We start from the raw sequence: 21,298 nt of genomic DNA, 5'->3' as shown, positions 1-21,298 counted from the left end.
AGGGTCTATAAACGTGAACTGGTTAGAAGCGGCCTTTCTTGGCCTTGTGCAGGGACTGACGGAATTCCTTCCGATTTCTTCAAGCGCCCACCTGCGGATCGTGGGGGAGTTCCTGCCCAACGCCGCGGATCCGGGAGCGGCCTTCACCGCGATCACCCAGCTGGGGACCGAGACCGCCGTGATCGTCTACTTCTGGCGCGACATCGTCCGGATCGTCAAGGCCTGGTTCGGCTCGTTGACCGGCAAGGTATCGCGGCAGGACCCGGACGCGCGGATGGGCTGGCTGGTGATCCTGGGCAGTATCCCGATCATCATCCTCGGCCTGCTCTTCCAGGACCAGATCGAGTCCGTGCTGCGCAGCCTCTGGATCGTCGCCACCACCCTGATCGTCTTCGGCATGATCCTCGCGGTCGCCGACGCCGTCGGCCGGCAGGAGCGTGAGCTGACGCAGCTGAGCTACAAGCACGGAATCCTCTACGGGCTCGCCCAGGCGATGGCCCTGATTCCCGGCGTCTCCCGCTCCGGCGGCACCATCACCGCAGGCCTGCTGATGGGCTACACCAGGGAGGCGGCGGCCCGCTACTCCTTCCTGCTGGCCATCCCCGCCGTCTTCGGCAGCGGCCTGTACCAGCTGTACAAAGTCGTCTCCAAGGACGGTCTCACCGGTCCCTACGGGTTGCCGGAAACCGCCCTCGCGACCGTCATCGCCTTTGTGGTGGGCTACGTCATCATCGGCTGGTTCCTCAAGTACGTCTCCACCCGCAGCTACCGGCTCTTCGTCTGGTACCGCATCTTCCTGGGCCTGGCGCTGTACCTGCTGCTCGGTTTCAATGTCATCAGCGCCTAGCACTAGGCTTGGGGTGTGAAATCCTGGACTTCCCGCCCCGTTCCCCAGCTGCCGGGCAGCATGCCCGCGCTGCGTCTGTTCGACACCGCCGAGGGCGGCCCGGTCACCCTTGACGCAGCGGGGGAACAGTCCCTGTACGTCTGCGGCATCACCCCCTACGACGCCACCCACATGGGCCATGCGGCCAGCTACGTCGCCTTCGACCTGCTGAACCGGGCCTGGCGCGACGGCGGCCAGCAGGTCTCCTACGTCCAGAACGTCACCGACGTCGACGACCCGCTGCTGGAACGGGCGACGGCGACCGGCGTGGACTGGCGCGAACTCGCCGCCAGCCAGATCGAGCTGTTCCGCACCGACATGGAAGCCCTGAACGTGCTGGCACCGGACAACTATGTCGGCGCCGTCGAGGCCATTCCCCTGATCGTCCCCGCCATCGAGTCCCTGCTGGAGCGCGGCCTGGCGTACCGGGTCGCCGGAACCGACGGTGAGCCCGACGGCGACGTCTACTATGACGTCGAGGCGGCCGGGAAGCACTCCGCCGCGGCCCGCGACGCCTGGACCCTGGGTTCCGTTTCGCACCTCTCCGATGCCGAAATGCTGGAACTTTTCGCCGAGCGCGGCGGCGACCCCGGCCGCGCCGGAAAGCGCCAGGCCCTGGACCCGCTGCTGTGGCGGGTGGCCCGCGAGGGTGAACCCAGCTGGCCCGGCGCCAGCCTGGGGGAGGGGCGGCCCGGCTGGCACATCGAGTGCACCGTGATCGCGCAGAAATACCTGCCGGCTCCGTTCACCGTGCAGGGCGGCGGCTCGGACCTGGTCTTCCCGCACCATGAAATGGGCGCCGGGCATGCCTACTCCCTGGCCGGGGTTCCGCTGGCCAAACACTTCGCCCACGCCGGCATGGTGGGGCTGGACGGCGAGAAAATGAGCAAATCCAAGGGCAACCTGGTGCTCGTGTCCCGGCTCCGCGCCGCCGGTGAGGAACCGGCCGCAATCCGGCTGGCGATCCTGGCCCACCACTACCGCAGCGACTGGTCCTGGACGGCGGAAGGCTTCGAGGAGGCCAAGGAGCGGCTGCGCGCTTGGCGTGCCGCCGTCGACCTGGCACCCGCGGGCTCCGCCGGGCCGCTGATCGGACAGCTGCGCGCCGCCCTCGCCGATGACCTTGACGCCCCGCGCGCCCTCGCCGCCGTGGACGCCTGGGCCGCAGCCGCCGCGGCGGCGCCGGACGGCGCGTCCCCCGTGGACGCCGCGCTGGTGCGCGACGCCGTCGACGCGCTGCTCGGCGTCGAACTCTAGGCCGAGGCCCCTAGGGCTTGTCCTTGCCGCGGCGCTTCAAATAGCGCTCGAACTCCCGCGCGATGGACTCGCCGCTGGCCTCTGGAAGGTCAGCGGTGTCCTTCGCTTCCTCGAGCTGCCGGACGTACGCGGCGATCTCCGGGTCCTCGGTGGCGAGCTCATCGACGCCGCGTTCCCACGCGTCCGCATCCTCCACCAGGTCCCGGGTGTCCAGGGGTACCTGCAGGAGCTCCTCGATCCGGTTCAACAGCGCCAGCTGCGCCTTCGGCGACGGGGCCTGGGCGACGTAGTGCGGCACGGCGGCCCAGAGCGAAATGGTCGGCAGTCCGGCCAGCAGCGCCACCTCCCCGAGCACGCCCACGATCCCGACGGGCCCCTCGTACTGGGAGGCTTCCAAGTCCATCCGCTCCCGCAGGGCCGTGTCGTCCGTGGACGTGCTGACCGGAATGGGCCGGCTGTGCGGCACATCCGCCAGCAGCGCACCGACCAGGATCACGTAGTCGACCTTCAGCGCCTCGGCGTGGACCAGCAGTTCGGCGGTGTAGGCCCGCCACTTGTAGGACGGTTCGGTCCCCTGGACGAAGATGACGTCCACATTGGTCTCCGGGACGCTGGCCTTGAAGATGCGGGTGGAGGGCCAGGAGATCTTCCGTTCACCGGAGGCGGTCCGCCGGATGGTGGGCCGGGTGAACTGGAAATCGTAGTACTCGTCCGCGTCGATGGTGCCGACTTTCTTGCCGCCCCAGAGCTTGTTCAGGTACCGCAGCGCGTCGCTGGCGGCCTCGCCGGCGTCGTTCCAGCCTTCGAAGGCGGCCAGCATCACCGTGACACGGCGGCCCTCCGGGACGGGCTGCAGCAACCGCTCCGGCTCGGGCGCGGCGTCCTCTTCCGTGATCTCTGGCTCGAAGCTGTTCATGGGTTCACCCTACGTCGAACCGGCCGGGCCGCGCAGGAAGCCGGGGGAGCGGAGTTCCACGTATTCGCCCTCGGCGTAGCCCCGACAGCAGCTCCCGCCCGGTACGGCAGGGACCGGACCCGTAGACTTGGGGCATGCGATCGCCAGCCTCCCAGCCCCTGCTCAAAGCCGCACTATGGGACATGGACGGCACCATCGTCGATACGGAGCAGTACTGGATTGAGGCCGAGCACGCCCTGGTCTCCGCCCACGGCGGACGCTGGTCGCACGAGAAAGCCATGCAGCTGGTCGGCCAGTCGCTCGTGTTCTCCGCCGGCATCCTGCAGGAAGCCGGCGTGGACCTTGAGGTCCGCGAGATCATCGACACGTTGACCGGGCACGTGGTGCACCAGGTCCGGGAATCGGTGCCGTGGCGGCCCGGCGCCCGGGAGCTGCTGGACGAACTGCACACCGCGGGCGTCCGCTGTGCCCTCGTGACCATGTCAGAGGCCCCGCTGGCCCGCGAGATCGTTGCCAGCCTGCCCAAGCCGTACTTTGAATTCCTGGTCACCGGCGACACCGTGGCCCAGGGCAAGCCGCACCCGGAGGCCTACCTGAAGGCCGTCGAACTCCTCCAGCAGCACGACCCGGAACTGGACCACCGCCACTGCGTCGCGCTGGAGGACTCCGCCCCCGGCGTCGCCGCCGCCGTGGCGTCCGGTGTCCTCACCGTGGCCATCCCGCACATCGTGCCCCTGCCGCACGACCCGCGCCGCGCCACCTGGGACACCCTGGCCGGCCGGACCGTCGCCGACCTGGAGGGGCTGCTGGCCCTCCGCCACGAGTTCACCGGGGCCGGCCTGTGACTGAGCCGTCGGCGCGGCGGCCCGCGCCGCCAGAGGCCCGGGACACCCCGGACAAGGAACGGCCGTTCTCCCTGCGCGGCGGCATCCCGCTGGGCAGGATCGCCGGAATCCCGGTTATCCTCGCCTACTCGTGGTTCGTCATCGCGGCTTTCACCGTGGTCGCGTACGGCCCGGTCCTGGCCAACAACTACCCCGGGGCCGGCGCCACCGCCTACCTTGCCGCGTTCGCCTATGCCGTGCTGCTGCTGATCTCGGTGCTGGTCCACGAACTGGCCCACGCGCTCACTGCCCGGCTCTACCACTGGCCCACGAGCAAGATTGTCCTGAACCTCTGGGGCGGCCACACCCAGTTCGAGAACTTCACCGCCTCGCCCGGGAAGTCCGTTCTGGTGGCCATGGCCGGCCCGGCCGCGAATTTGGTCCTTGCCGGAGCCGGCTGGCTCGTCGTTGCCCCCGGCCCGCTTCCCGGCCTCGCGGACCCCCTGGTCAACATCTTCGTCTGGGCCAACCTCCTGATCGGTATCTTCAACGTGCTCCCCGGCCTGCCGCTCGACGGCGGCCGGCTGGTCGAATCCGCGGTCTGGAAAGCCACCGGAAGCCACGAGCAGGGCACCATCGCGGCCGGGTGGGCGGGCAGGATCATCGTGATCGCCCTCGCCGTCTGGTTCGTCGTACTGCCGCTGTTGAGCGGCAACCGCCCGGACACCTCGCTGATGCTGATCACCGTGCTCGTCGGCAGCTTCCTGTGGATGGGGGCGAAGGCGTCGATCCAGCAGGCCCGCTACCGGAGCCGGCTTCACCTGGTCGACGCCGCGGCCCTGGCGGAACCGGCCGTCGGCCTGCCCGGCGCCGCCACCGTCCTGGACGTGCTGCGGAATTCACCGCGCGGCGTTCCCGCCGTTGTGCTCTTCGGCCCGGACGGCCGGCCCGCAGCGGTGATCGACGAGACCGCCGCGGCGGAAGTTCCCGCCGAACTGGCCGCCGCCACCCCGGCGACCGCCGTCGCCTACCCGCTCGCCGCCGGAGCGTACGTCAAGGAAACCGACCGCGGCGCGGAACTGCTGGCCTACCTGGCCCAGCTCGAGGGGTCCGACTACGCCGTCATCGACGACGACGGCACCGTCACCGGCCTGCTCCGCCAACTGACCGTGCTGAACGCCATCACCGGCAAGCAGCCACCCGGTAACGAGAGCGCCCGCTCCGGGACCGAGGGCCGGGATCAGGGCCCGACCCGGTAGAGTTACCTGCCGGTCGTGAATTCTCCGGCCCCCGACCACGGAGCGGCGCCAGCCGCCACATCCGCGACCCCGGCTTTCACAGGAGCGAGGAACATCCCATGAGCAGCGACACTGCCGCCAACGCCACCCCCGACGGGACCAGCCCAGCCGCGGAGAGCACCGCGGCAGCCGCCGCCACGCCCACACCGGCGGCAGCCCCGGCCGCTCCGGTCGGCGCCAACCGCCGGCGCGGACCGTTCCGCGAGGGCGAGCGGGTGCAGCTGACGGATGAACGCGGCCGGATGAACACCATCAGCCTGGAGGCCGGCGGCGCGTTCCACACGCACCGGGGCTTCCTGAACCACGACGAGATCATCGGCAAGCCCGACGGCTCCGTGGTGGTCAACAACGTCGGCCAGCAGTACCAGACCCTGCGTCCGCTGCTCTCGGACTTCGTGCTCTCGATGCCCCGCGGCGCCGCCGTCGTCTACCCCAAGGACGCCGGCCAGATCGTGACCATGGCCGACATCTTCCCGGGCGCCCGCGTCGTGGAGGCCGGCGTCGGTTCCGGCGCCCTGTCCATCTCGCTGCTGCGCGCGGTCGGGGACAGCGGATACCTGCACTCCTTCGAACGCCGCGAGGAGTTCGCCGACATCGCCCGCGGCAACGTTGAGACGATCTTCGGCGGCCCGCACCCGGCCTGGCAGATCAGCCTTGGCGACTTCCAGGAGGAAGTCCTCAAATCCGAGGCGCCGGGGTCCGTGGACCGCGTGGTGCTGGACATGCTCGCCCCCTGGGAATGCCTCGACGCCGTCGCCACCGTGCTGGCCCCGGGCGGGGTGTGGATCAACTACGTCGCCACGGTGACCCAGCTGTCCCGCACCGCCGAGGCCATCCGCGCCGACGGCCGGTTCACCGAACCCGACGCATGGGAATCCATGGTGCGCGGCTGGCACCTGGAGGGCCTCGCCGTGCGCCCGGACCACCGGATGGTCGCCCACACCGGTTTTCTGCTGGTCACCCGCCGGCTGGCCGACGGCGTGACGGGCATCTCCGTCAAGCGCCGGCCCTCCAAGACCGAATTCGACGCCGATGACGTCAACGCCTGGACCCCCGGCGCCGTCGGCGAACGCGCCGTCTCGGACAAGAAGCTGCGGCGCGCGGCCCGCGACGCGATCGCCGGCACCAACGTCGTGGACACCCCGGAGGTTACGAACTAGTCCGTATTTCGGAAGTCTTCAGCGGCAGCCGACGTCTTGGGGCTATGGTCTTAAGAGAAGTACGGAAGGGGCTGGTGCATGATGGAGACTCCGAACAACGACCACGGCCGGACGCCGGAGGACGAGGCGGCCGACGCCGGCCAGGAGACGGCCGGCGCGGCCGCCGAACGCTACGCGGCGAGTGAACTCTCGGTCGCCGAACGGCAGGTCAACATCCTTCGGGACAAGCTGCGCCACATCGACCGGCAGCTCGCCGCGGCCACGCAGAACAACTCGAAGCTGGTCGGCATGCTGGAGACCGCCAAGGCGGAGATCCTGCGGCTGAAGAACGCCCTCGACCAGGAAGGCCAGCCGCCGTACAGCTTCGGCACCATCCTGCAGCTGAACCCGAAGCGGCCGCCCGCACCGGGAAGCAGCGGCCAGGCGGCCACGGAGGAGTCCGTGGATATCTTCAACGCCGGACGGAAGATGCGCGTCGGCATCAGCCCGCTGGTGAACCTCAACCAGCTCGCCGTCGGGCAGGAGGTCCTGCTCAACGAGGCCCTGCTGATCGTGGCCGGGCTCGGCTACGAGCGGGCCGGAGACCTGGTCACGCTCAAGGAACTGCTCGGCGCCGACCGGGCGCTCGTCGTCGGCCGCGCGGATGAGGAGCGGGTGATCCGGCTCTCCGGCGCCCTGCGGGCGGAGAAGCTGCGGGTCGGCGACGCGCTCTCGATCGACAGCCGCACCGGCTATGCGCTGGAGAAGATCCCGCGCTCGGAGGTGGAGAACCTCGTCCTCGAGGAAGTCCCGGACATCACCTACCAGGACATCGGCGGCCTCGGCCCGCAGATCGAACAGATCCGCGACGCCGTCGAACTGCCGTTCCTGCACCCCGACCTCTACCGCGAACACGGCCTCAAGGCCCCCAAGGGCATCCTGCTGTACGGGCCCCCGGGCTGCGGCAAGACCCTGATCGCCAAGGCCGTCGCCAACTCACTCGCCGCCCGCGCCGCCGAACGCGCCGGCAAGACGGACATGAAGAGCTACTTCCTGAACATCAAGGGACCGGAGCTGCTGGACAAGTATGTCGGCGAAACCGAACGGCATATCCGGCTGATCTTCGCCCGGGCCCGCGAAAAGGCCTCCGAGGGCAGCCCCGTGGTGGTGTTCTTCGACGAAATGGATTCGCTCTTCCGCACCCGCGGCACGGGCATCTCCTCGGACGTCGAGACCACCATCGTCCCGCAGCTGCTCAGCGAGATCGACGGCGTCGAGCGGCTCGACAACGTGATCGTGATCGGCGCGTCGAACCGCGAGGACATGATCGACCCGGCCATCCTGCGGCCGGGCCGGCTCGACGTCAAGGTCAAGATCCAGCGCCCGGACGCCGAGGCCGCGGCCGACATCTTCAACAAGTACATCACCACGGACCTGCCCTTCCATGAACAGGACCTCGCCGAACACAACGGCGACGTCCAGGCCACCGTGGACGCCATGATCCAGCGCACCGTGGAGTCCATGTACTCCACCGAAAAGTCCAACGAGTACCTCGAGGTGACCTACGCCAACGGCGACACCGAGATGCTGTACTTCAAGGACTTCAACTCCGGCGCCGTGGTGCAGAACGTCGTGGACCGGGCCAAGAAGTCCGCCATCAAGGACCTGCTGACCACCGGGCAAAAGGGCCTGCGCATCGACCACCTGCTCCGCGCCGTCGTCGACGAGTTCCGCGAGCACGAGGACATGCCCAACACCACCAACCCTGACGACTGGGCGCGCATCTCGGGCAAGAAGGGCGAACGCATCACCTACATCCGCACCATCGTCCAAGGCAAAGCCGGCCAGGAGCCCGGGAAGTCCATCGAGACGATGCCGAGCACGGGCCAGTACCTGTGACCGGCGGCTCCGCGACCGCAGGCCTGCCCGCCGGGGGTCTGCCCGCCGGGGGCGCCATGCGCGTCATGGGTTCCGAGACCGAGTACGGCATCCACGCCCCCTCGGCCCCCGGCGCGAACGCCACCATGATGTCCGCCCGGGTGATCCAGGCCTACGCCCAGGTCACCCGGCAGCGTGCCGCCGGCGGCGCCGAAACCCGCTGGGACTACACCGACGAGGAGCCGCTGCACGACGCCCGCGGCTGGACCCTGGAACGCAGCGCCGCCGAGCCGGAACAACTCACCGACCGGCCGCCGGTGCTCGACGCCGAGGCGGTCGCCCTCGCCTACGGGCGGGCGGAACTCGACCACGACGGCGAGGAAGAATCCGGGTCGCTGCTGATGAACATGGTCCTTGGCAACGGCGCCCGGCTCTACGTGGACCACGCCCACCCGGAGTATTCCAGCCCCGAGGTCACGAATCCGCGCGACGCCGTGACCTGGGACGCCGCCGGGGACCTGGTGGCGCTGGCCGCGGTCCGGCGGCTCGCCGCGGACCCGGAGCTGCCGCCGATCAATCTCTACAAGAACAACACCGACAACAAGTCCGTCTCCTACGGTTCGCACGAGAACTACCTGATGCCCCGGTCCGTGCCGTTCGGTGAGATCGTCCGCGGCCTCACCCCCTTCTTCGTCACCCGCCAGGTCATGTGCGGCGCCGGGCGCGTCGGACTGGGCCAGGACAGCTCCCGGCCGGGCTACCAGATCAGCCAGCGCGCGGACTTTTTCGAAACCGAAGTCGGCCTCGAAACCACCATCCGGCGCCCGATCATCAACACCCGGGACGAGCCCCACGCCACCGCTGACAAGTACCGGCGGCTGCACGTGATCATCGGCGACGCCAACCTCAGCGAGACCGCGAACTTCCTCAAGTTCGGAACCACCGCCATGGTGCTGAGCCTGATCGAGGCCGGCCTGGCTCCACGGGTGGAACTCCACGAACCGGTCGCGGCCCTGCAGGCGGTCAGCCACGACACGTCCCTGACCGCCACGCTGCGCCTGGCCGACGGCCGCCGCGTCACGGCCCTGGACCTGCAGTGGATGTATTACGAGGCGGCCGCCAAGCTCGCCCAGGACACCGGGGTTGCGGACGCCGTCGACGGCGACGGGCACACCCACGAGGTGCTCGAGCGCTGGTCCGCGACGCTGACCGCCCTCGACAGCGACCGCGCGGCCGCTGCGTCGTCCGTCGAATGGCTGGCGAAACTGTCCCTCCTGGAGGGGTACCGGCAGCGCGACGGGCTGCAGTGGTCCGACGCCCGGCTGGGACTGGTGGACCTGCAGTGGGCCGACATCCGCCCCGAGAAGGGCCTCTACCACCGCCTGCTGGCCCGCGGCCGCATGCAGCGGATCACCGACGACGCCGCGATCGGGCGCGCGGTGACGGAGCCGCCGTCGGACACCCGGGCGTTCTTCCGGGGCCGCTGCGTCAGCCGGTTCGGCGCCGACCTGGTCGGGGCCAGCTGGGATTCGGTGATCTTCGATCTCCCCGGCCACGGGAAGCTGCAGCGGGTGCCGACCCGCGAACCGCTGCGCGGCACGGAAGCCCTCACGGGCGGCCTGTTCGCCCGGCACCGCGAAGCCGGACCATTCCTGGCCGAGCTCCTGGGCCGAAGCCCCGGCTCGTAGGTTCAAACGGCCCCGTTGGGGGCCCAAGCGTGGCAATATGGCTTTAAAGGCCGTCCTGTGCAGGATGGGGCGGACGGTGGGATGAAAGAAGGAGAGCACGATGGCAGGCCAGGAACAGCAGCAGCCGCAGTCCCGGGACACCGAGGTTGCGGAGGACCTTCCCGCCCCGCCGGCGGCGCCGGAGGCCCAGGCTTCGGACGCGACCCAGGGCGTGGATGACCTGCTGGACGAGATCGACGGCGTCCTGGAATCCAACGCCGAGGAGTTTGTCCGCGCCTTCGTCCAAAAGGGCGGCCAGTAAGCCCGGAGAACACAGGGCTGTGGGCCGGAAGCCATTGATCCACTACGTTGAGGGAGTGCACCAGTGCAGGAATCGTCAGCCAACCAGCTAGCAGCGGACGCCACGTCCTCCTTCACCGAGCACCTGCGGCGCTCCCGGCCCGAACTGCTGCCCTATACCGCCCTCCCGGCCGCCGCGCCCGGCGCTCACGGGGCGCCCGGCGCCGGCCCGCTGCAGGCTCCGCACGCCACCACGATCGTGGCCATGACCTATGCCGGGGGAGTGCTGATGGCGGGGGACCGGCGGGCGACGATGGGCAACGTGATCGCCAGCCGGCACATCGAAAAGGTGTTTCCCGCGGACCAGTACTCCGTCCTGGGCATCGCCGGCACGGCCGGCATCGCCCTGGACATCACCCGCCTGTTCCAGGTCGAACTGGAACACTACGAGAAGATCGAGGGCACCCAGCTGAGCCTCGACGGCAAGGCGAACCGGCTTGGCGCCATGATCCGGAGCAACCTCCCGATGGCCATGCAGGGCCTCGCCGTCGTCCCGTTGTTCGCCGGCTTCGACCGCGCTGCCGGCATCGGGCGGCTCTTCTCCTACGACGTCACCGGCGGCCGCTACGAGGAACAGGAACACCACGCGGTCGGATCCGGCTCGATGTTCGCCCGCGGCGCGCTGAAGAAGCTCTGGCATCCCAACCTCTCCGAAGCGGAAGCCGTCCAGGTGGCGGTGGAGGCCCTCTACGACGCGGCCGACGACGACTCCGCCACCGGGGGACCGGACCCCGTCCGGCAACTCTGGCCGGTCGTGTACACGGTCAGCCGCACCGGCGCCTTCCGGGTGGCCGAACCGGTCCTCGCGGCCGCCGCCGGCACGGTCATCGAGTCCCGCGCCGCAGCCCAGCGGGAGGCCTGAGATGACCCAGCAGTTCTATGTCTCCCCGGAACAGTTGATGAAGGACCGGGCGGACTTCGCCCGGAAAGGCATCGCCCGCGGCCGCTCCGTCGTGGTGATCAGCTGCCGGGACGGCATCGCCCTGGTCGCCGAGAACCCCTCACCGTCCCTGCATAAGATCGGCGAAATCTACGACAAAATCGCATTCGCCGCCGTCGGCAAATACAACGAATTCGAGAGCCTCCGCCAGGCAGGGGTCCGTTACGCCGATGTTCGCGGCTATTCCTACGACCGCGGGGACGTCACGGCCCGCGGCCTGGCGAGCGTCTACGCACAGAGCCTCGGCGCCGTGTTTACCGCCGAGCAGAAGCCCTTCGAGGTGGAGCTGGCCGTCACCGAGGTGGGGGAGCGCCAGGAGGCGGACCACCTGTACCGGCTGACCTTCGACGGCTCGATTGCCGACGAGCAGGCTTTCATCGTGATGGGTGGCCAGGCGGAGAAGGTCTCCGAGGCCGTCGCGGCCGGCTGGCGCAGTGAACTGGACTTCGCCGGGGCGATCAGGCTGGCCCTGGCCGGCCTGGTCGCGGACAAGGAAGACGCGCAGCTGCCGGCGTCGGCCGTGGAGGTCGCCGTGCTGGACCGCGGCTCGGAAACCAGCCGCGGCACCCGCCGCGCATTCCGCCGCCTCGACGACGCCGACGTCACGGCACTGCTGGGTGAGGAGAACTAGGATGGACAAGCGTATTTTCGGCATTGAAACCGAGTTTGGAATCTCGTATTCCAGCCCGGAATCCCGCCCGCTGGCACCGGAGGAAGTGGCCCGCTACCTGTTCCGCAAGGTGGTCAGCTGGGGCCGGTCCTCCAACGTCTTCCTCACCAACGGTTCCCGGCTGTACCTCGACGTCGGGTCGCACCCGGAATACGCCACCGCCGAATGCGACGACCTGGCCCAGCTGATCGCGCATGACCGCGCCGGCGAACTGATCTTGGACGACCTCGTGGACGAGGCCCAGGAAAGGCTGGCCGCCGAGGGATTCAACGGCACGGTCTACCTCTTCAAGAACAACACCGACTCCGCCGGCAACTCCTACGGCAGCCACGAAAACTACCTGATCCCCAGGCGGGGCGAGTTCTCCAGGCTGGCCGAGATCCTGATTCCGTTCCTCGTCACCCGGCAGCTGATCGCCGGCGCCGGCAAGATTCTGAAGACCCCGCACGGCGCCACCTACGCCTTCTCCCAGCGCGCCGACCACATCTGGGAGGGCGTGTCGTCGGCCACCACCCGGTCCCGGCCGATCATCAACACCCGGGACGAGCCGCACGCCGACGCCGAGTTCTACCGGCGGCTGCACGTGATCGTCGGCGACTCGAACATGTCCGAGACCACCGCCCTGCTCAAGATCGGCACCGTGGACCTGATCCTGCGGATGATCGAAGCGGGGGTGATCATGCGCGACATGCGGATGGAGAACCCAATCCGCAGCATCCGGGAAATCTCGCACGACCTCAGCGGCCGGGCGCTGGTCCGCCTCGCCAACGGCCGCCAGCTCACCGCACTGGAGATCCAGCGGGAGTACCTGAACAAGGTGACCGAGTTCGTGGCGGACCGCGGCCCGCACAACGCCCATGTTCCGCTCATCCTCGACCTCTGGGAGCGCACCCTCGACGCGATTGAAAGCGGCAACACCGCCGGAATCGACACCGAGGTGGACTGGGCGATCAAGAAGAAGCTCATGGACAGCTACCGGGAACGGCACGGGCTGGAACTCGACTCGCCCCGGATCGCCCAGCTGGACCTCACCTACCACGACATTTCCCGCAGCCGCGGCCTGTTCTACCTGCTCCAGGCCCGCGGCGCGGCCCGCCGGGTGGTCGACGAAACCGCGGTCAAGGACGCCGTCGACGCGCCCCCGCAGACCACCCGCGCGAAGCTGCGCGGCGACTTCGTCCGGCGGGCGCAGGAACTGGGCCGGGACTACACCGTGGACTGGGTCCATCTGAAGCTCAACGACCGGGCGCACCAGACCATTTTGTGCAAGGACCCGTTCCGCAGCGTGGACGAACGGGTGGACGCCCTGCTGGACTCTATGGGCTGATACCCAGCTTTCCGCGTTATTCTGGGTGAGGTGCCTTTCCACGGCCACCGCATGCTCTGCCGCCGGCGACAGCCCGGCACAGCGTCCATCCTGCCCCGACGAAAGTTCTTACGTGCGCCGACTATTAGCAATTCTCCTGCCCGGACTGCTGCTGCTCACCGCCTGTGGTGGCGGCGAGCCTGCCGCTCCGGAGCCCACCAGCCAGTCCGCCGGCGAGACAGCGAAGCTGGACTCACTGAAACTGACCGACAAGGGCGACAAGAAAGCCCCGGGCGTCGAATTCACCAAGCCGCTCGAGGTCAAGGACCCCACGGTAAAGGTCGTCACCGAAGGCGACGGCGACCGGGTCAAGGCCAACCAGGTCGCGGACATCTCGATCGTCGCCTTCAACGGCAAGGACGGCTCCACCCTCGAGGACACCTTCGCCAAGGATCCCGAGAAGCTTGAGCTGAACGACGAGCTCAAGACCGGCAGCGCCGTCATCTACAACGCCTTCGTCGGCGCCAAGGTCGGCTCCCAGCTGGCCCTCGCCGTTCCCGGCCAGGCCGCCGAGGGCGCTCCGGCACAGCCCACCCAGCTGCTGGTCATCAAGATCCTCGCTGCCAAGGACGCCCCCAAGGTCCTGGACAAGCCCGAGGGCGACGCCGTGACCCCGCCGGCCGGCCTGCCCACCGTGAAGGAAAATGACAAGGGCGTCCCGGAGATCTCCGTCAAGGGTGTCGCCGCGCCGAAGTCCCTCATTTCCCAGGACCTGATCAAGGGCAAGGGCCAGGCCGTCAAGGCCAGCGACACGCTCACCGTCAACTACGTCGGCGTCGCCCTGGCCAGCGGCAAGGTCTTCGACTCGAGCTTCGCCAGCGGCAAGAAGGCGTCGTTCCCGCTCACCGGCGTGATCAAGGGCTGGACCCAGGGCCTCACCGGCAAGACCGTCGGGTCCCGCGTGCTCCTGGTCATCCCGAAGGACCTCGCCTACGGCGACCAGGGACAGGGCGACGCCAAGGGCGACCTCGTCTTCGTCGTCGACATCCTCGGCGTCAAGTAGCCAGCACCACTCACCGCAAGCCACCGAAGAAGGAGCAACCATGTCATTTGGACAGCGCAACCTCGACCGCCAGAAGCCGGAAATCGACTTCCCCGAAGGCGACGTACCCACCGAACTCGTCATCACCGACCTGATCGAGGGCGACGGCCCCGAGGCCAAGGCCGGCGACACCGTCTCCACCCACTACGTCGGCGTGGCCTGGTCCACCGGCGAAGAGTTCGACGCTTCCTGGGGCCGCGGCGCCCCGCTGGACTTCCGGGTCGGCGTCGGCCAGGTCATCCAGGGCTGGGACCAGGGCCTGCTGGGCATGAAGGTCGGCGGCCGCCGCCGGCTCGAGATCCCCTCCGAGATGGCCTACGGCTCCCGGGGCGCCGGCGGAGCGATCGGCCCGAACGAGGCCCTGATCTTCGTCGTGGACCTCGTCGCCGTCCGCTAACCCCACCGAAAGCGCGGTAACAATCGGAAAGCTCTTCCGGTTGTTGCCGCGCTTTCGCGTTCACGGCAGCCATGACTTTAGTACCCTTGCGGAGTGTCCGCCTCACGTACTGAACGCCTCCTGAACCTGCTGATCGCGCTGCTCAACACCAAATACGGCCTGCGCCGCAGCGAGTTGCGCGAAAAGGTCTACCACGACACCACCAGCTCGGACGACGCCTTCGGCCGGCGGTTCGAGCGGGACAAGGTCGAGCTGCGGCACTTCGGCTTCGACGTCGAAACCGTCACGGACCCGGGCTGGGGCTCCGACGATCCCGCCACCACCCGGTACCGGATCGGCAAGGAATCCAACCGCCTCCCCGACGTCGTCCTCACCCCGGCCGAATGCACGGTGCTGTTGCTCGCGGCGCAGCTCTGGGAGCAGGCAGCCCTCGGCTCCGCCGCCCGGGACGCCGTCCGCAAACTCCAGGCGGCCGGCGGCCTCGCCGACGCCGAGCCTCCGCCCGGCGTCCAGCCCCGCATCCGCCCGGCGGGCCAGGCGTTCGAAGACCTCGTCGCCGCCGTCCACGGCCGCCATCCCGTGCGGTTCAGCTACCTGGCCGGCAGCACCGGCAACGAAGAAGTGCGCACGGTCGAACCGTGGGGGCTGGGCAGCCGGTTCGGGCAGTGGTACCTCGTCGGCTACGACCGCGCCCGCGGCGACCGGCGGTTCTTCCGGCTGTCCCGGTTCACCTCAGCCGTCGAGGTGCTGGAGAAGGACAGCTTCACCCCGCCGTCGTCCTTCAACGTCCGCGAACAGCTCGCCACCCTGCCCGAACTTCCGGTCCGGCAAGCGGTCGTCGACGTCGCCCGCGGCGCCCTGCTGGGGCTCCGCAAGCACGCCGCACCGGCCGGCGACTCCGCGGACGCCTCCGACGCCGTCCCGCCACGCCCCGGCTTCGACCGGCTCACGGTGCCCTACCGTGACGCGGAAACCCTGGCCGAGGAGCTGGCCTCCTACGGCGCCAGAGCCGTCGTCGTCGCCCCGGCCGTGCTGCACACCTCGGTGCGCCGGCGCCTGGCCGCCGCAGCGGCGTTCGCCGCCGCTCCGGCGCCGCAGATCGACTTCCCCGAGCACGCCCCGGCCAAGCGGGTGCGGAAACGCACCTCCGAGGACCAGCTCAAACGCATGCTGCAGCTGGTGCCCTTCCTGGTCCACAACCAGGGCCTGCACATCAGCGACATCGCCGAGCGGTTCGGCATCAGCCGCAAGGAACTCGAAGACGACCTGCGCATCCTGATCTGCTCCGGCCTGCCCGAGGGCTACCCGGATGATTTGCTGGACATCCGCTGGGACGACGACCATGTCTACATCCTCGAGGACCTGGACCTGAAACGCCCGGTCCGGTTCACCGTGGACGAAGCCTGTGCGCTGCTCGCCGGGCTACAGGCGCTCAACGGGCTGCCCGGCCTGGACGAGGGCGGGGCCCTGGAATCGGTGACGCTGAAACTCACCGCGGCAGCCGGCGAGGAAGGCCTGAAGGCAGCCGCCGTCTCCGGACCGGAGGTGGCACCGAAAGACTCCGCCACCCTGGACGCAGCCCGGGAGGCCATCGGCGCCGGCGAACGGCTGCACCTCGAGTACCTGTCGCCCCAGCGCGACGCCGTGACCGAACGTGACGTGGACCCGTTGCGGCTGTATTCCCTGGACAGCACCTGGTACCTGGAGGCGTACTGCCACCTGGCCAGGGGCCTGCGGAACTTCCGGCTGGACCGGATCCAGGGCCTGCGCCGCACCGGGGTCCCCGCCGGTGCGGCGGCCGCCCCTGCGGGCGGGTTCCCCGAGAAGCTCTTCACGCCCACCGACGACGACGCCGTCGTCGTGGTGGAGTTGACCCGGCAGGGAGCCGGCCTAGCCGATGACTACTACGCCGAGCGCACCGCGGAGCTGCCGTCCGGGAACCTGCTGGCCGAAATCCGGTTCGGCAGCGCGGCGTGGCTGCCCATGTTCGTGGCGCAGCACGGCGGGTCCGTCCGGGTACTGGAACCCCGCGCCCTGGCAGAGGAAACCAGGACGTGGCTCGAGGCGGCCCTCGCCCGGTACGAACCCGCCCCCGCCGCCCGGCTAGACTGAACAGCATGCCTTGGTGGTCCTGGATCCTGATTTGGATAGCGCTCGTCGCGCTGTCACTGCTGTTCTTCGGCGTGCTCGGCGTGCGCTTGTTCCGGCAGTTCATGGCCACCGTCAAGGAGCTCGGGGAGGCGGGGGACCGCTTCGCGAACCTCGGCTCCGCGCCGCTTACCCCCGGTTCAGCCGTTGTTCATGTTGGGGACGTAGCGTCGGAGCACGACGGCGCGGGGGACTCCGCGGGGGCGCAGGCCGCCCCCGGCTCAGCGGTTTTTGCCCCGCCCGCGGCCATGCGACATGATTACCATGCATCCAAAGTCGCCCGGCAGGAAGCCCGGCGGTTGCGCCGGATCCGGCGCAAAGCGGAACGTGGCCAGCCCCAGGCGCTGCGCGACATCGATCTCCGTTAGACATAGGATGTACTCAAACGAAAGGACCATCCGGCATGAGGCTTGAAGGCTGGCATCTCATCATCATCATCGTCCTGGCACTGGTGCTCTTCGCGGCACCGAAGCTGCCGGGAATGGCCCGGAGCCTCGGGCAGTCGATGCGGATTTTCAAATCTGAGGTCCGCGAAATGAAGAAGGACGGCACCCCTGAGGCAGCCGCCGACCCCGACGCCGTCGAAGGCAAAGTCGTGAACCACCCCCGGTCCACCGGCACCGAAAGCCGCCCGGGCGGGGGAACCGATGTTCCGCCGCCGAACCGCGCCTAGAACCAGATGGCAGTAACCAAAAGCCGCCGATCGAATCCCGAGGGCCGGATGGCCCTCCTCGATCACCTCAAGGAGCTGCGGAACCGGCTCTTCAAGTCCGCCATCGCCGTCGTGCTCGGCACCGTCGTCGGGTTCCTGGTCTACCAGCCCATGCTGGCGGCCCTGATCAAACCCATCCGCGACCTCAACGAACACGAGGGCCGGCAGGCCTCCCTGAACTTCGACGGCGTGGCGAGCTCCTTCGACCTGATGATTCAGGTCTCCGTATTCCTTGGCCTGATCGTGGCCAGCCCGGTCTGGCTCTACCAGCTCTGGGCGTTCATCGTGCCGGGGCTGCACAAGAAGGAGCGGCGGCTCGCGCTGTCCTTCGTCGCCGCAGCCGTCCCGCTCTTTGTCGGCGGCGTGCTGCTCGCGTGGCTGGTACTGCCCAACGCGGTGCGCGTGCTCACCGACTTCACGCCCTCCGGCGGCTCCAACTTCATCAGCGCCCAGGTCTACCTCTCCTTCGTGCTGCGCCTCCTGCTGGCCTTCGGCATCGCCTTCCTGCTGCCGGTGGTGCTGTTCGGCCTGAACCTCGCCGGCCTGGTCAAGGGCCAGCAGCTGCTGCGGAGCTGGCGGATCACCGTCTTCCTGGTGTGCCTTTTTGCCGCCATGGCGGCCCCGGGCGCGGACGCGATGAGCATGTTCTACCTCGCCGTGCCCATGCTGCTGCTGTTCTTCACCGCCATCGGGCTGTGCCTGATCAACGATCGCCGGCGGGAAAAGCGCGCGGCCAGGGTCGACGCCGAGACCGAAGCCACCGCGGACCGGGCGACTCCCAGCTCCGAGCTGGAGAATCTCTAGCCCGCAGCACACTAGGCTGGAATCATGTCCTCACTACCCGGGCCGGAGTCGCCGTCCGAGCGCTACCGCGCCAGCGCCGAGCGGGCCGCAGAAGCCAAGACCTACCTGGGCGGATTCACCCGTTCCCTCGCCTTCGAGCTGGACCCGTTCCAGCGTGAGGCCTGCCTGTCCCTGCAGGCCGGCCGGGGCGTCCTCGTGGCCGCACCCACCGGAGCCGGGAAGACGATCGTGGGGGAGTTCGCCATCTACCTGGCCCTCCAGCGCGGCCTGAAGGCCTTCTACACCACCCCGATCAAGGCGCTGAGCAACCAGAAATACACCGAGCTGGCGGAGAAGTACGGCCCGGCCCAGGTCGGCCTGCTCACCGGGGACACCAGCATCAACGGCGAAGCGCCGGTGGTGGTCATGACCACCGAGGTGCTGCGGAACATGCTGTACGCCGACTCCGCCACCCTGGACGACCTCGGTTACGTGGTCATGGATGAAGTCCACTACCTGGCCGACCGGTTCCGCGGGGCCGTCTGGGAGGAAGTCATCATCCACCTGCCCAGCGAGGTCCAGGTTGCCTCGCTCAGCGCCACCGTGTCGAACGCCGAGGAGTTCGGCGCCTGGCTGGACACCGTCCGCGGGCAGACGGACGTGATCGTTTCCGAACACCGCCCGGTGCCGCTGTGGCAGCACGTCATGGTCGGGCGCAAGATCGTGGACCTCTTCGCCGGCGACACCAGCTTCGACGAGATCGCGCCGGCAGGCCAGGACACCGCCGCGGCCACGGCCGAACCCGGAGCCGCCCCCGGCGCAGGGCGCGGCACCATCATCACCGAACGCGCCGGCTACGAGGTCAACCCCGAACTGCTGTCCATGGCGCGGGCGGAAAGCCAGATGAACTTCCGCGGCCGCTACGGCCACGGCGGCCGCCGGCAGCGCAACCAGCGCGGCCCGCGGGACGCCGCGCCGCAGGCCGCCCCGCGCAGCCCCGTCCGCAAGGCCAGCAGGCCGCAGGTCATCGCCAGCCTGGACCGGATGGACCTGCTGCCGGCCATCACCTTCATCTTCTCCCGCGCCGGCTGCGACGCCGCCGTCGCCCAGTGCGTCTCCGCCGGGCTGTGGCTGACCACCGAGAAGGAACAGGCCATCATCGCCCGGCGGGTCGACGAGGCCGCCCAGGACATCCCCTCCGATGACCTCGATGTGCTCGGCTTCTGGAGCTGGCGCGACGGCCTCCTCCGGGGCCTCGCCGCGCACCACGCCGGGATGCTGCCCACGTTCAAGGAGGTCGTGGAGAAACTCTTCGCGGACGGCCTGGTCAAGGCCGTGTTCGCCACCGAAACCCTGGCCCTCGGGGTCAACATGCCCGCCCGTTCCGTCGTGCTGGAAAAGCTCGACAAGTTCAACGGCGAGGCCCACGTCAACATCACGGCGGGGGAGTACACCCAGCTCACCGGCCGGGCCGGCCGGCGCGGGATCGACGTCGAAGGCCACGCCGTGGTGCTCTGGCAGCCGGGGACCGACCCCGCCGCCGTCGCCGGACTCGCGTCCCGGCGCACCTACCCGCTGAACTCCAGCTTCCGGCCCACCTACAACATGTCCATCAACCTGGTGGCCCAGTTCGGCCGCGCCCGGGCGCGTGAAATCCTCGAGTCCTCCTTCGCCCAGTTCCAGGCGGACCGCTCCGTCGTCGGCCTCGCCAAGCAGGTCCGCAGCCGGGAGGAATCGCTCGCCGGCTTCAGTAAGTCCATGAGCTGCCACCTCGGCGACTTCACCGAATACGCCCGGCTGCGCCGCGCCCTGTCCGACGCCGAGAAGACGGCCGCGCGGGGCACCTCGCGCGCCCGGAAGTCCCTCACCGAGGACTCGCTGAGCCGCCTGCTGCCCGGCGACGTCGTGGACGTACCGTCCGGGCGGGCGCCGGGGCTGGCCGTCGTGCTGAGCTCGGACCACCATTCACGGGAGCCACGCCCGGCTGTCATGACGCTGGACAACCAGCTGCGCCGGATCGGCCTCACCGACGTCGAAGGCCCGCTCTCACCCATCACCCGGGTCCGGATCCCGAAGTCCTTCAACGCCAAGGTGCCCAAGTCCCGGCGGGACCTCGCGTCCTCGGTCCGCAACGCCCTGCGGGAGAACCGGCCGCCGGCACCTCCCAGCCGGGACGAGGACTTCGGCCGCGCCGCCGCCGCGCCGAACATGGAAAAGAAGATCACCGAGCTACGCCGCGAACTGCGCGCCCACCCGTGCCACGGCTGCAGCGAACGCGAGGACCACGCCCGCTGGTCCGAACGCTGGTGGAAGCTCCGGCAGGAAACTGACGGCCTGATCCGCCAGATCCAGGGGCGCACCAACACCATCGCCAAGACCTTCGACCGTGTCTGCGCGCTCCTGACCAGCTACGGCTACCTGGAGAGCTCCGAATCCGGGCAGCTGGCCATCAGCCCCGACGGCCAGCGGCTCCGCCGGATCTACGGGGAGAAGGACCTGCTGATCTCCCAGTCGCTGCGGATGGGGGCCTTCAGTGACCTGGACGCCGCCGAGATCGCGGCACTGGCCAGCGTGCTGGTCTACCAAGCCAAGCGCGAGGACCGCGGGCTGCGGCCCAAGATGCCGAGCGTCTCGCTCGAATCCGCCGTCGACACGGTGGTGCGTGAATGGTCTGCCCTGGAAGACGCCGAGGAAGCCGGCAAGCTGCCGCTGACCGGTGAACCGGAACTCGGACTGGTCTGGCCGATCTTCAAGTGGGCCAAAGGCCGGCACCTGCAGGACGTGCTCAGCGGCACCGACCTGGCCGCCGGCGACTTCGTCCGCTGGGTCAAACAGGTCATCGACCTGCTGGACCAGCTGGCCAAGATCCCCAGCCTGGATCCTCGCGTCGCCCGGCTCTGCGCCGAGGCGATCACCCTGGTCAAACGCGGGGTCGTGGCGTACTCATCCGTCGCCTGACCGGCTGACCGCCGGTAACCCTGCATTCCGCTTCCCACCCCGCCCGGCCCGCCGCCG

General features: G+C 69.2%; 19 protein-coding genes. 18 read left to right on the top strand and 1 reads right to left on the bottom strand.

The window, feature by feature from the left end:
• Nucleotides 1-13 precede the first annotated feature (13 nt).
• A complete protein-coding gene (locus ASG71_RS11655; protein ID WP_056739371.1) occupies nucleotides 14-847 on the top strand; it encodes an undecaprenyl-diphosphate phosphatase in 834 nt (277 codons plus the stop codon).
• A gap of 15 nt (nucleotides 848-862) precedes the next feature.
• Nucleotides 863-2,143, top strand: coding sequence for a cysteine--1-D-myo-inosityl 2-amino-2-deoxy-alpha-D-glucopyranoside ligase (mshC, locus tag ASG71_RS11650; RefSeq protein ID WP_056739369.1), 1,281 nt, complete (start codon nucleotides 863-865; stop codon nucleotides 2,141-2,143).
• 10 nt (nucleotides 2,144-2,153) lie between these two features.
• On the opposite strand, the gene ASG71_RS11645 is transcribed toward mshC, so the two are convergent.
• Nucleotides 2,154-3,059 carry a PAC2 family protein gene (locus tag ASG71_RS11645; protein WP_056739367.1) on the bottom strand — a complete coding sequence of 302 codons (906 nt, stop codon included), beginning with the start codon at nucleotides 3,057-3,059 and terminating at the stop codon, nucleotides 2,154-2,156.
• Between the two features lie 134 nt (nucleotides 3,060-3,193).
• Here ASG71_RS11645 and ASG71_RS11640 point away from each other — a divergent pair, with 134 nt between their 5' ends.
• From ASG71_RS11640 to ASG71_RS11565, 16 genes are all read left to right on the top strand, one after another.
• A complete protein-coding gene (locus tag ASG71_RS11640) occupies nucleotides 3,194-3,904 on the top strand; it encodes an HAD family hydrolase (protein ID WP_056739365.1) in 711 nt (236 codons plus the stop codon).
• Nucleotides 3,905-3,975: 71 nt separating this feature from the next.
• Nucleotides 3,976-5,142, top strand: a complete 1,167-nt coding sequence (locus ASG71_RS11635) for a site-2 protease family protein (RefSeq protein ID WP_157366432.1) — start codon at nucleotides 3,976-3,978, stop codon at nucleotides 5,140-5,142.
• Between the two features lie 98 nt (nucleotides 5,143-5,240).
• Nucleotides 5,241-6,341: a tRNA (adenine-N1)-methyltransferase gene (locus ASG71_RS11630; protein ID WP_056739360.1), complete on the top strand. Its 1,101-nt coding sequence runs from the start codon at nucleotides 5,241-5,243 to the stop codon at nucleotides 6,339-6,341.
• Nucleotides 6,342-6,422: 81 nt separating this feature from the next.
• On the top strand, nucleotides 6,423-8,219 hold the full coding sequence (gene arc / locus ASG71_RS11625) for a proteasome ATPase (RefSeq protein ID WP_056739973.1): 1,797 nt from the start codon (nucleotides 6,423-6,425) through the stop codon (nucleotides 8,217-8,219).
• 56 nt (nucleotides 8,220-8,275) lie between these two features.
• Nucleotides 8,276-9,886, top strand: a complete 1,611-nt coding sequence (dop, locus tag ASG71_RS11620; RefSeq protein ID WP_056739971.1) for a depupylase/deamidase Dop — start codon at nucleotides 8,276-8,278, stop codon at nucleotides 9,884-9,886.
• Between the two features lie 100 nt (nucleotides 9,887-9,986).
• Nucleotides 9,987-10,187 (top strand): ubiquitin-like protein Pup, encoded by a 201-nt coding sequence (locus tag ASG71_RS11615; RefSeq protein WP_056739358.1) that lies wholly within the window; start codon nucleotides 9,987-9,989, stop codon nucleotides 10,185-10,187.
• Between the two features lie 63 nt (nucleotides 10,188-10,250).
• Nucleotides 10,251-11,087 (top strand): proteasome subunit beta, encoded by an 837-nt coding sequence (gene prcB / locus ASG71_RS11610; protein ID WP_056739356.1) that lies wholly within the window; start codon nucleotides 10,251-10,253, stop codon nucleotides 11,085-11,087.
• A gap of 1 nt (nucleotide 11,088) precedes the next feature.
• Nucleotides 11,089-11,796, top strand: a complete 708-nt coding sequence (prcA, locus tag ASG71_RS11605; RefSeq protein ID WP_056739354.1) for a proteasome subunit alpha — start codon at nucleotides 11,089-11,091, stop codon at nucleotides 11,794-11,796.
• A gap of 1 nt (nucleotide 11,797) precedes the next feature.
• On the top strand, nucleotides 11,798-13,162 hold the full coding sequence (pafA, locus tag ASG71_RS11600) for a Pup--protein ligase (protein ID WP_056739352.1): 1,365 nt from the start codon (nucleotides 11,798-11,800) through the stop codon (nucleotides 13,160-13,162).
• Between the two features lie 112 nt (nucleotides 13,163-13,274).
• Nucleotides 13,275-14,204 carry an FKBP-type peptidyl-prolyl cis-trans isomerase gene (locus ASG71_RS11595; RefSeq protein WP_056739350.1) on the top strand — a complete coding sequence of 310 codons (930 nt, stop codon included), beginning with the start codon at nucleotides 13,275-13,277 and terminating at the stop codon, nucleotides 14,202-14,204.
• Between the two features lie 40 nt (nucleotides 14,205-14,244).
• Nucleotides 14,245-14,640: an FKBP-type peptidyl-prolyl cis-trans isomerase gene (locus ASG71_RS11590; RefSeq protein ID WP_056739347.1), complete on the top strand. Its 396-nt coding sequence runs from the start codon at nucleotides 14,245-14,247 to the stop codon at nucleotides 14,638-14,640.
• Nucleotides 14,641-14,733: 93 nt separating this feature from the next.
• Complete coding sequence (locus tag ASG71_RS11585; protein ID WP_056739345.1) at nucleotides 14,734-16,752, top strand: helix-turn-helix transcriptional regulator; 2,019 nt, start codon at nucleotides 14,734-14,736, stop codon at nucleotides 16,750-16,752.
• Between the two features lie 5 nt (nucleotides 16,753-16,757).
• Nucleotides 16,758-17,156 carry a hypothetical protein gene (locus ASG71_RS11580; RefSeq protein ID WP_056739343.1) on the top strand — a complete coding sequence of 133 codons (399 nt, stop codon included), beginning with the start codon at nucleotides 16,758-16,760 and terminating at the stop codon, nucleotides 17,154-17,156.
• 35 nt (nucleotides 17,157-17,191) lie between these two features.
• Entirely contained in the window at nucleotides 17,192-17,461 is a 270-nt protein-coding gene (gene tatA / locus ASG71_RS11575) for a Sec-independent protein translocase subunit TatA (RefSeq protein ID WP_056739341.1), read from the top strand.
• Nucleotides 17,462-17,467: 6 nt separating this feature from the next.
• Nucleotides 17,468-18,304 carry a twin-arginine translocase subunit TatC gene (gene tatC / locus ASG71_RS11570; RefSeq protein ID WP_056739339.1) on the top strand — a complete coding sequence of 279 codons (837 nt, stop codon included), beginning with the start codon at nucleotides 17,468-17,470 and terminating at the stop codon, nucleotides 18,302-18,304.
• A 24-nt stretch (nucleotides 18,305-18,328) separates the two neighbouring features.
• Complete coding sequence (locus ASG71_RS11565) at nucleotides 18,329-21,241, top strand: DEAD/DEAH box helicase (protein WP_056739337.1); 2,913 nt, start codon at nucleotides 18,329-18,331, stop codon at nucleotides 21,239-21,241.
• Nucleotides 21,242-21,298 lie beyond the last annotated feature (57 nt).

Origin of the sequence: Arthrobacter sp. Soil763, assembly GCF_001428365.1 — a bacterium.
Classification (GTDB): Bacteria; Actinomycetota; Actinomycetes; order Actinomycetales; family Micrococcaceae; genus Arthrobacter.
The sequence above is the reverse complement of the archived record's forward strand: the minus strand, read 5'-3'. Positions and strand labels throughout refer to the sequence as shown.

Bases quoted from the DNA above. Each gene is read 5' to 3' on its own strand.
- arc (WP_056739973.1), top strand. From the start codon at position 6,423: ATGGAGACTCCGAACAACGACCACGGCCGGACGCCGGAGGACGAGGCG.
- ASG71_RS11580 (WP_056739343.1), top strand. From the start codon at position 16,758: ATGCCTTGGTGGTCCTGGATCCTGATTTGGATAGCGCTCGTCGCGCTG.
- tatC (WP_056739339.1), top strand. From the start codon at position 17,468: ATGGCAGTAACCAAAAGCCGCCGATCGAATCCCGAGGGCCGGATGGCC.
- ASG71_RS11645 (WP_056739367.1), bottom strand. From the start codon at position 3,059: ATGAACAGCTTCGAGCCAGAGATCACGGAAGAGGACGCCGCGCCCGAG.
- ASG71_RS11630 (WP_056739360.1), top strand. From the start codon at position 5,241: ATGAGCAGCGACACTGCCGCCAACGCCACCCCCGACGGGACCAGCCCA.
- dop (WP_056739971.1), top strand. From the start codon at position 8,276: ATGCGCGTCATGGGTTCCGAGACCGAGTACGGCATCCACGCCCCCTCG.
- pafA (WP_056739352.1), top strand. From the start codon at position 11,798: ATGGACAAGCGTATTTTCGGCATTGAAACCGAGTTTGGAATCTCGTAT.
- ASG71_RS11615 (WP_056739358.1), top strand. From the start codon at position 9,987: ATGGCAGGCCAGGAACAGCAGCAGCCGCAGTCCCGGGACACCGAGGTT.
- prcA (WP_056739354.1), top strand. From the start codon at position 11,089: ATGACCCAGCAGTTCTATGTCTCCCCGGAACAGTTGATGAAGGACCGG.
- tatA (WP_056739341.1), top strand. From the start codon at position 17,192: ATGAGGCTTGAAGGCTGGCATCTCATCATCATCATCGTCCTGGCACTG.
- ASG71_RS11640 (WP_056739365.1), top strand. From the start codon at position 3,194: ATGCGATCGCCAGCCTCCCAGCCCCTGCTCAAAGCCGCACTATGGGAC.
- ASG71_RS11565 (WP_056739337.1), top strand. From the start codon at position 18,329: ATGTCCTCACTACCCGGGCCGGAGTCGCCGTCCGAGCGCTACCGCGCC.
- ASG71_RS11590 (WP_056739347.1), top strand. From the start codon at position 14,245: ATGTCATTTGGACAGCGCAACCTCGACCGCCAGAAGCCGGAAATCGAC.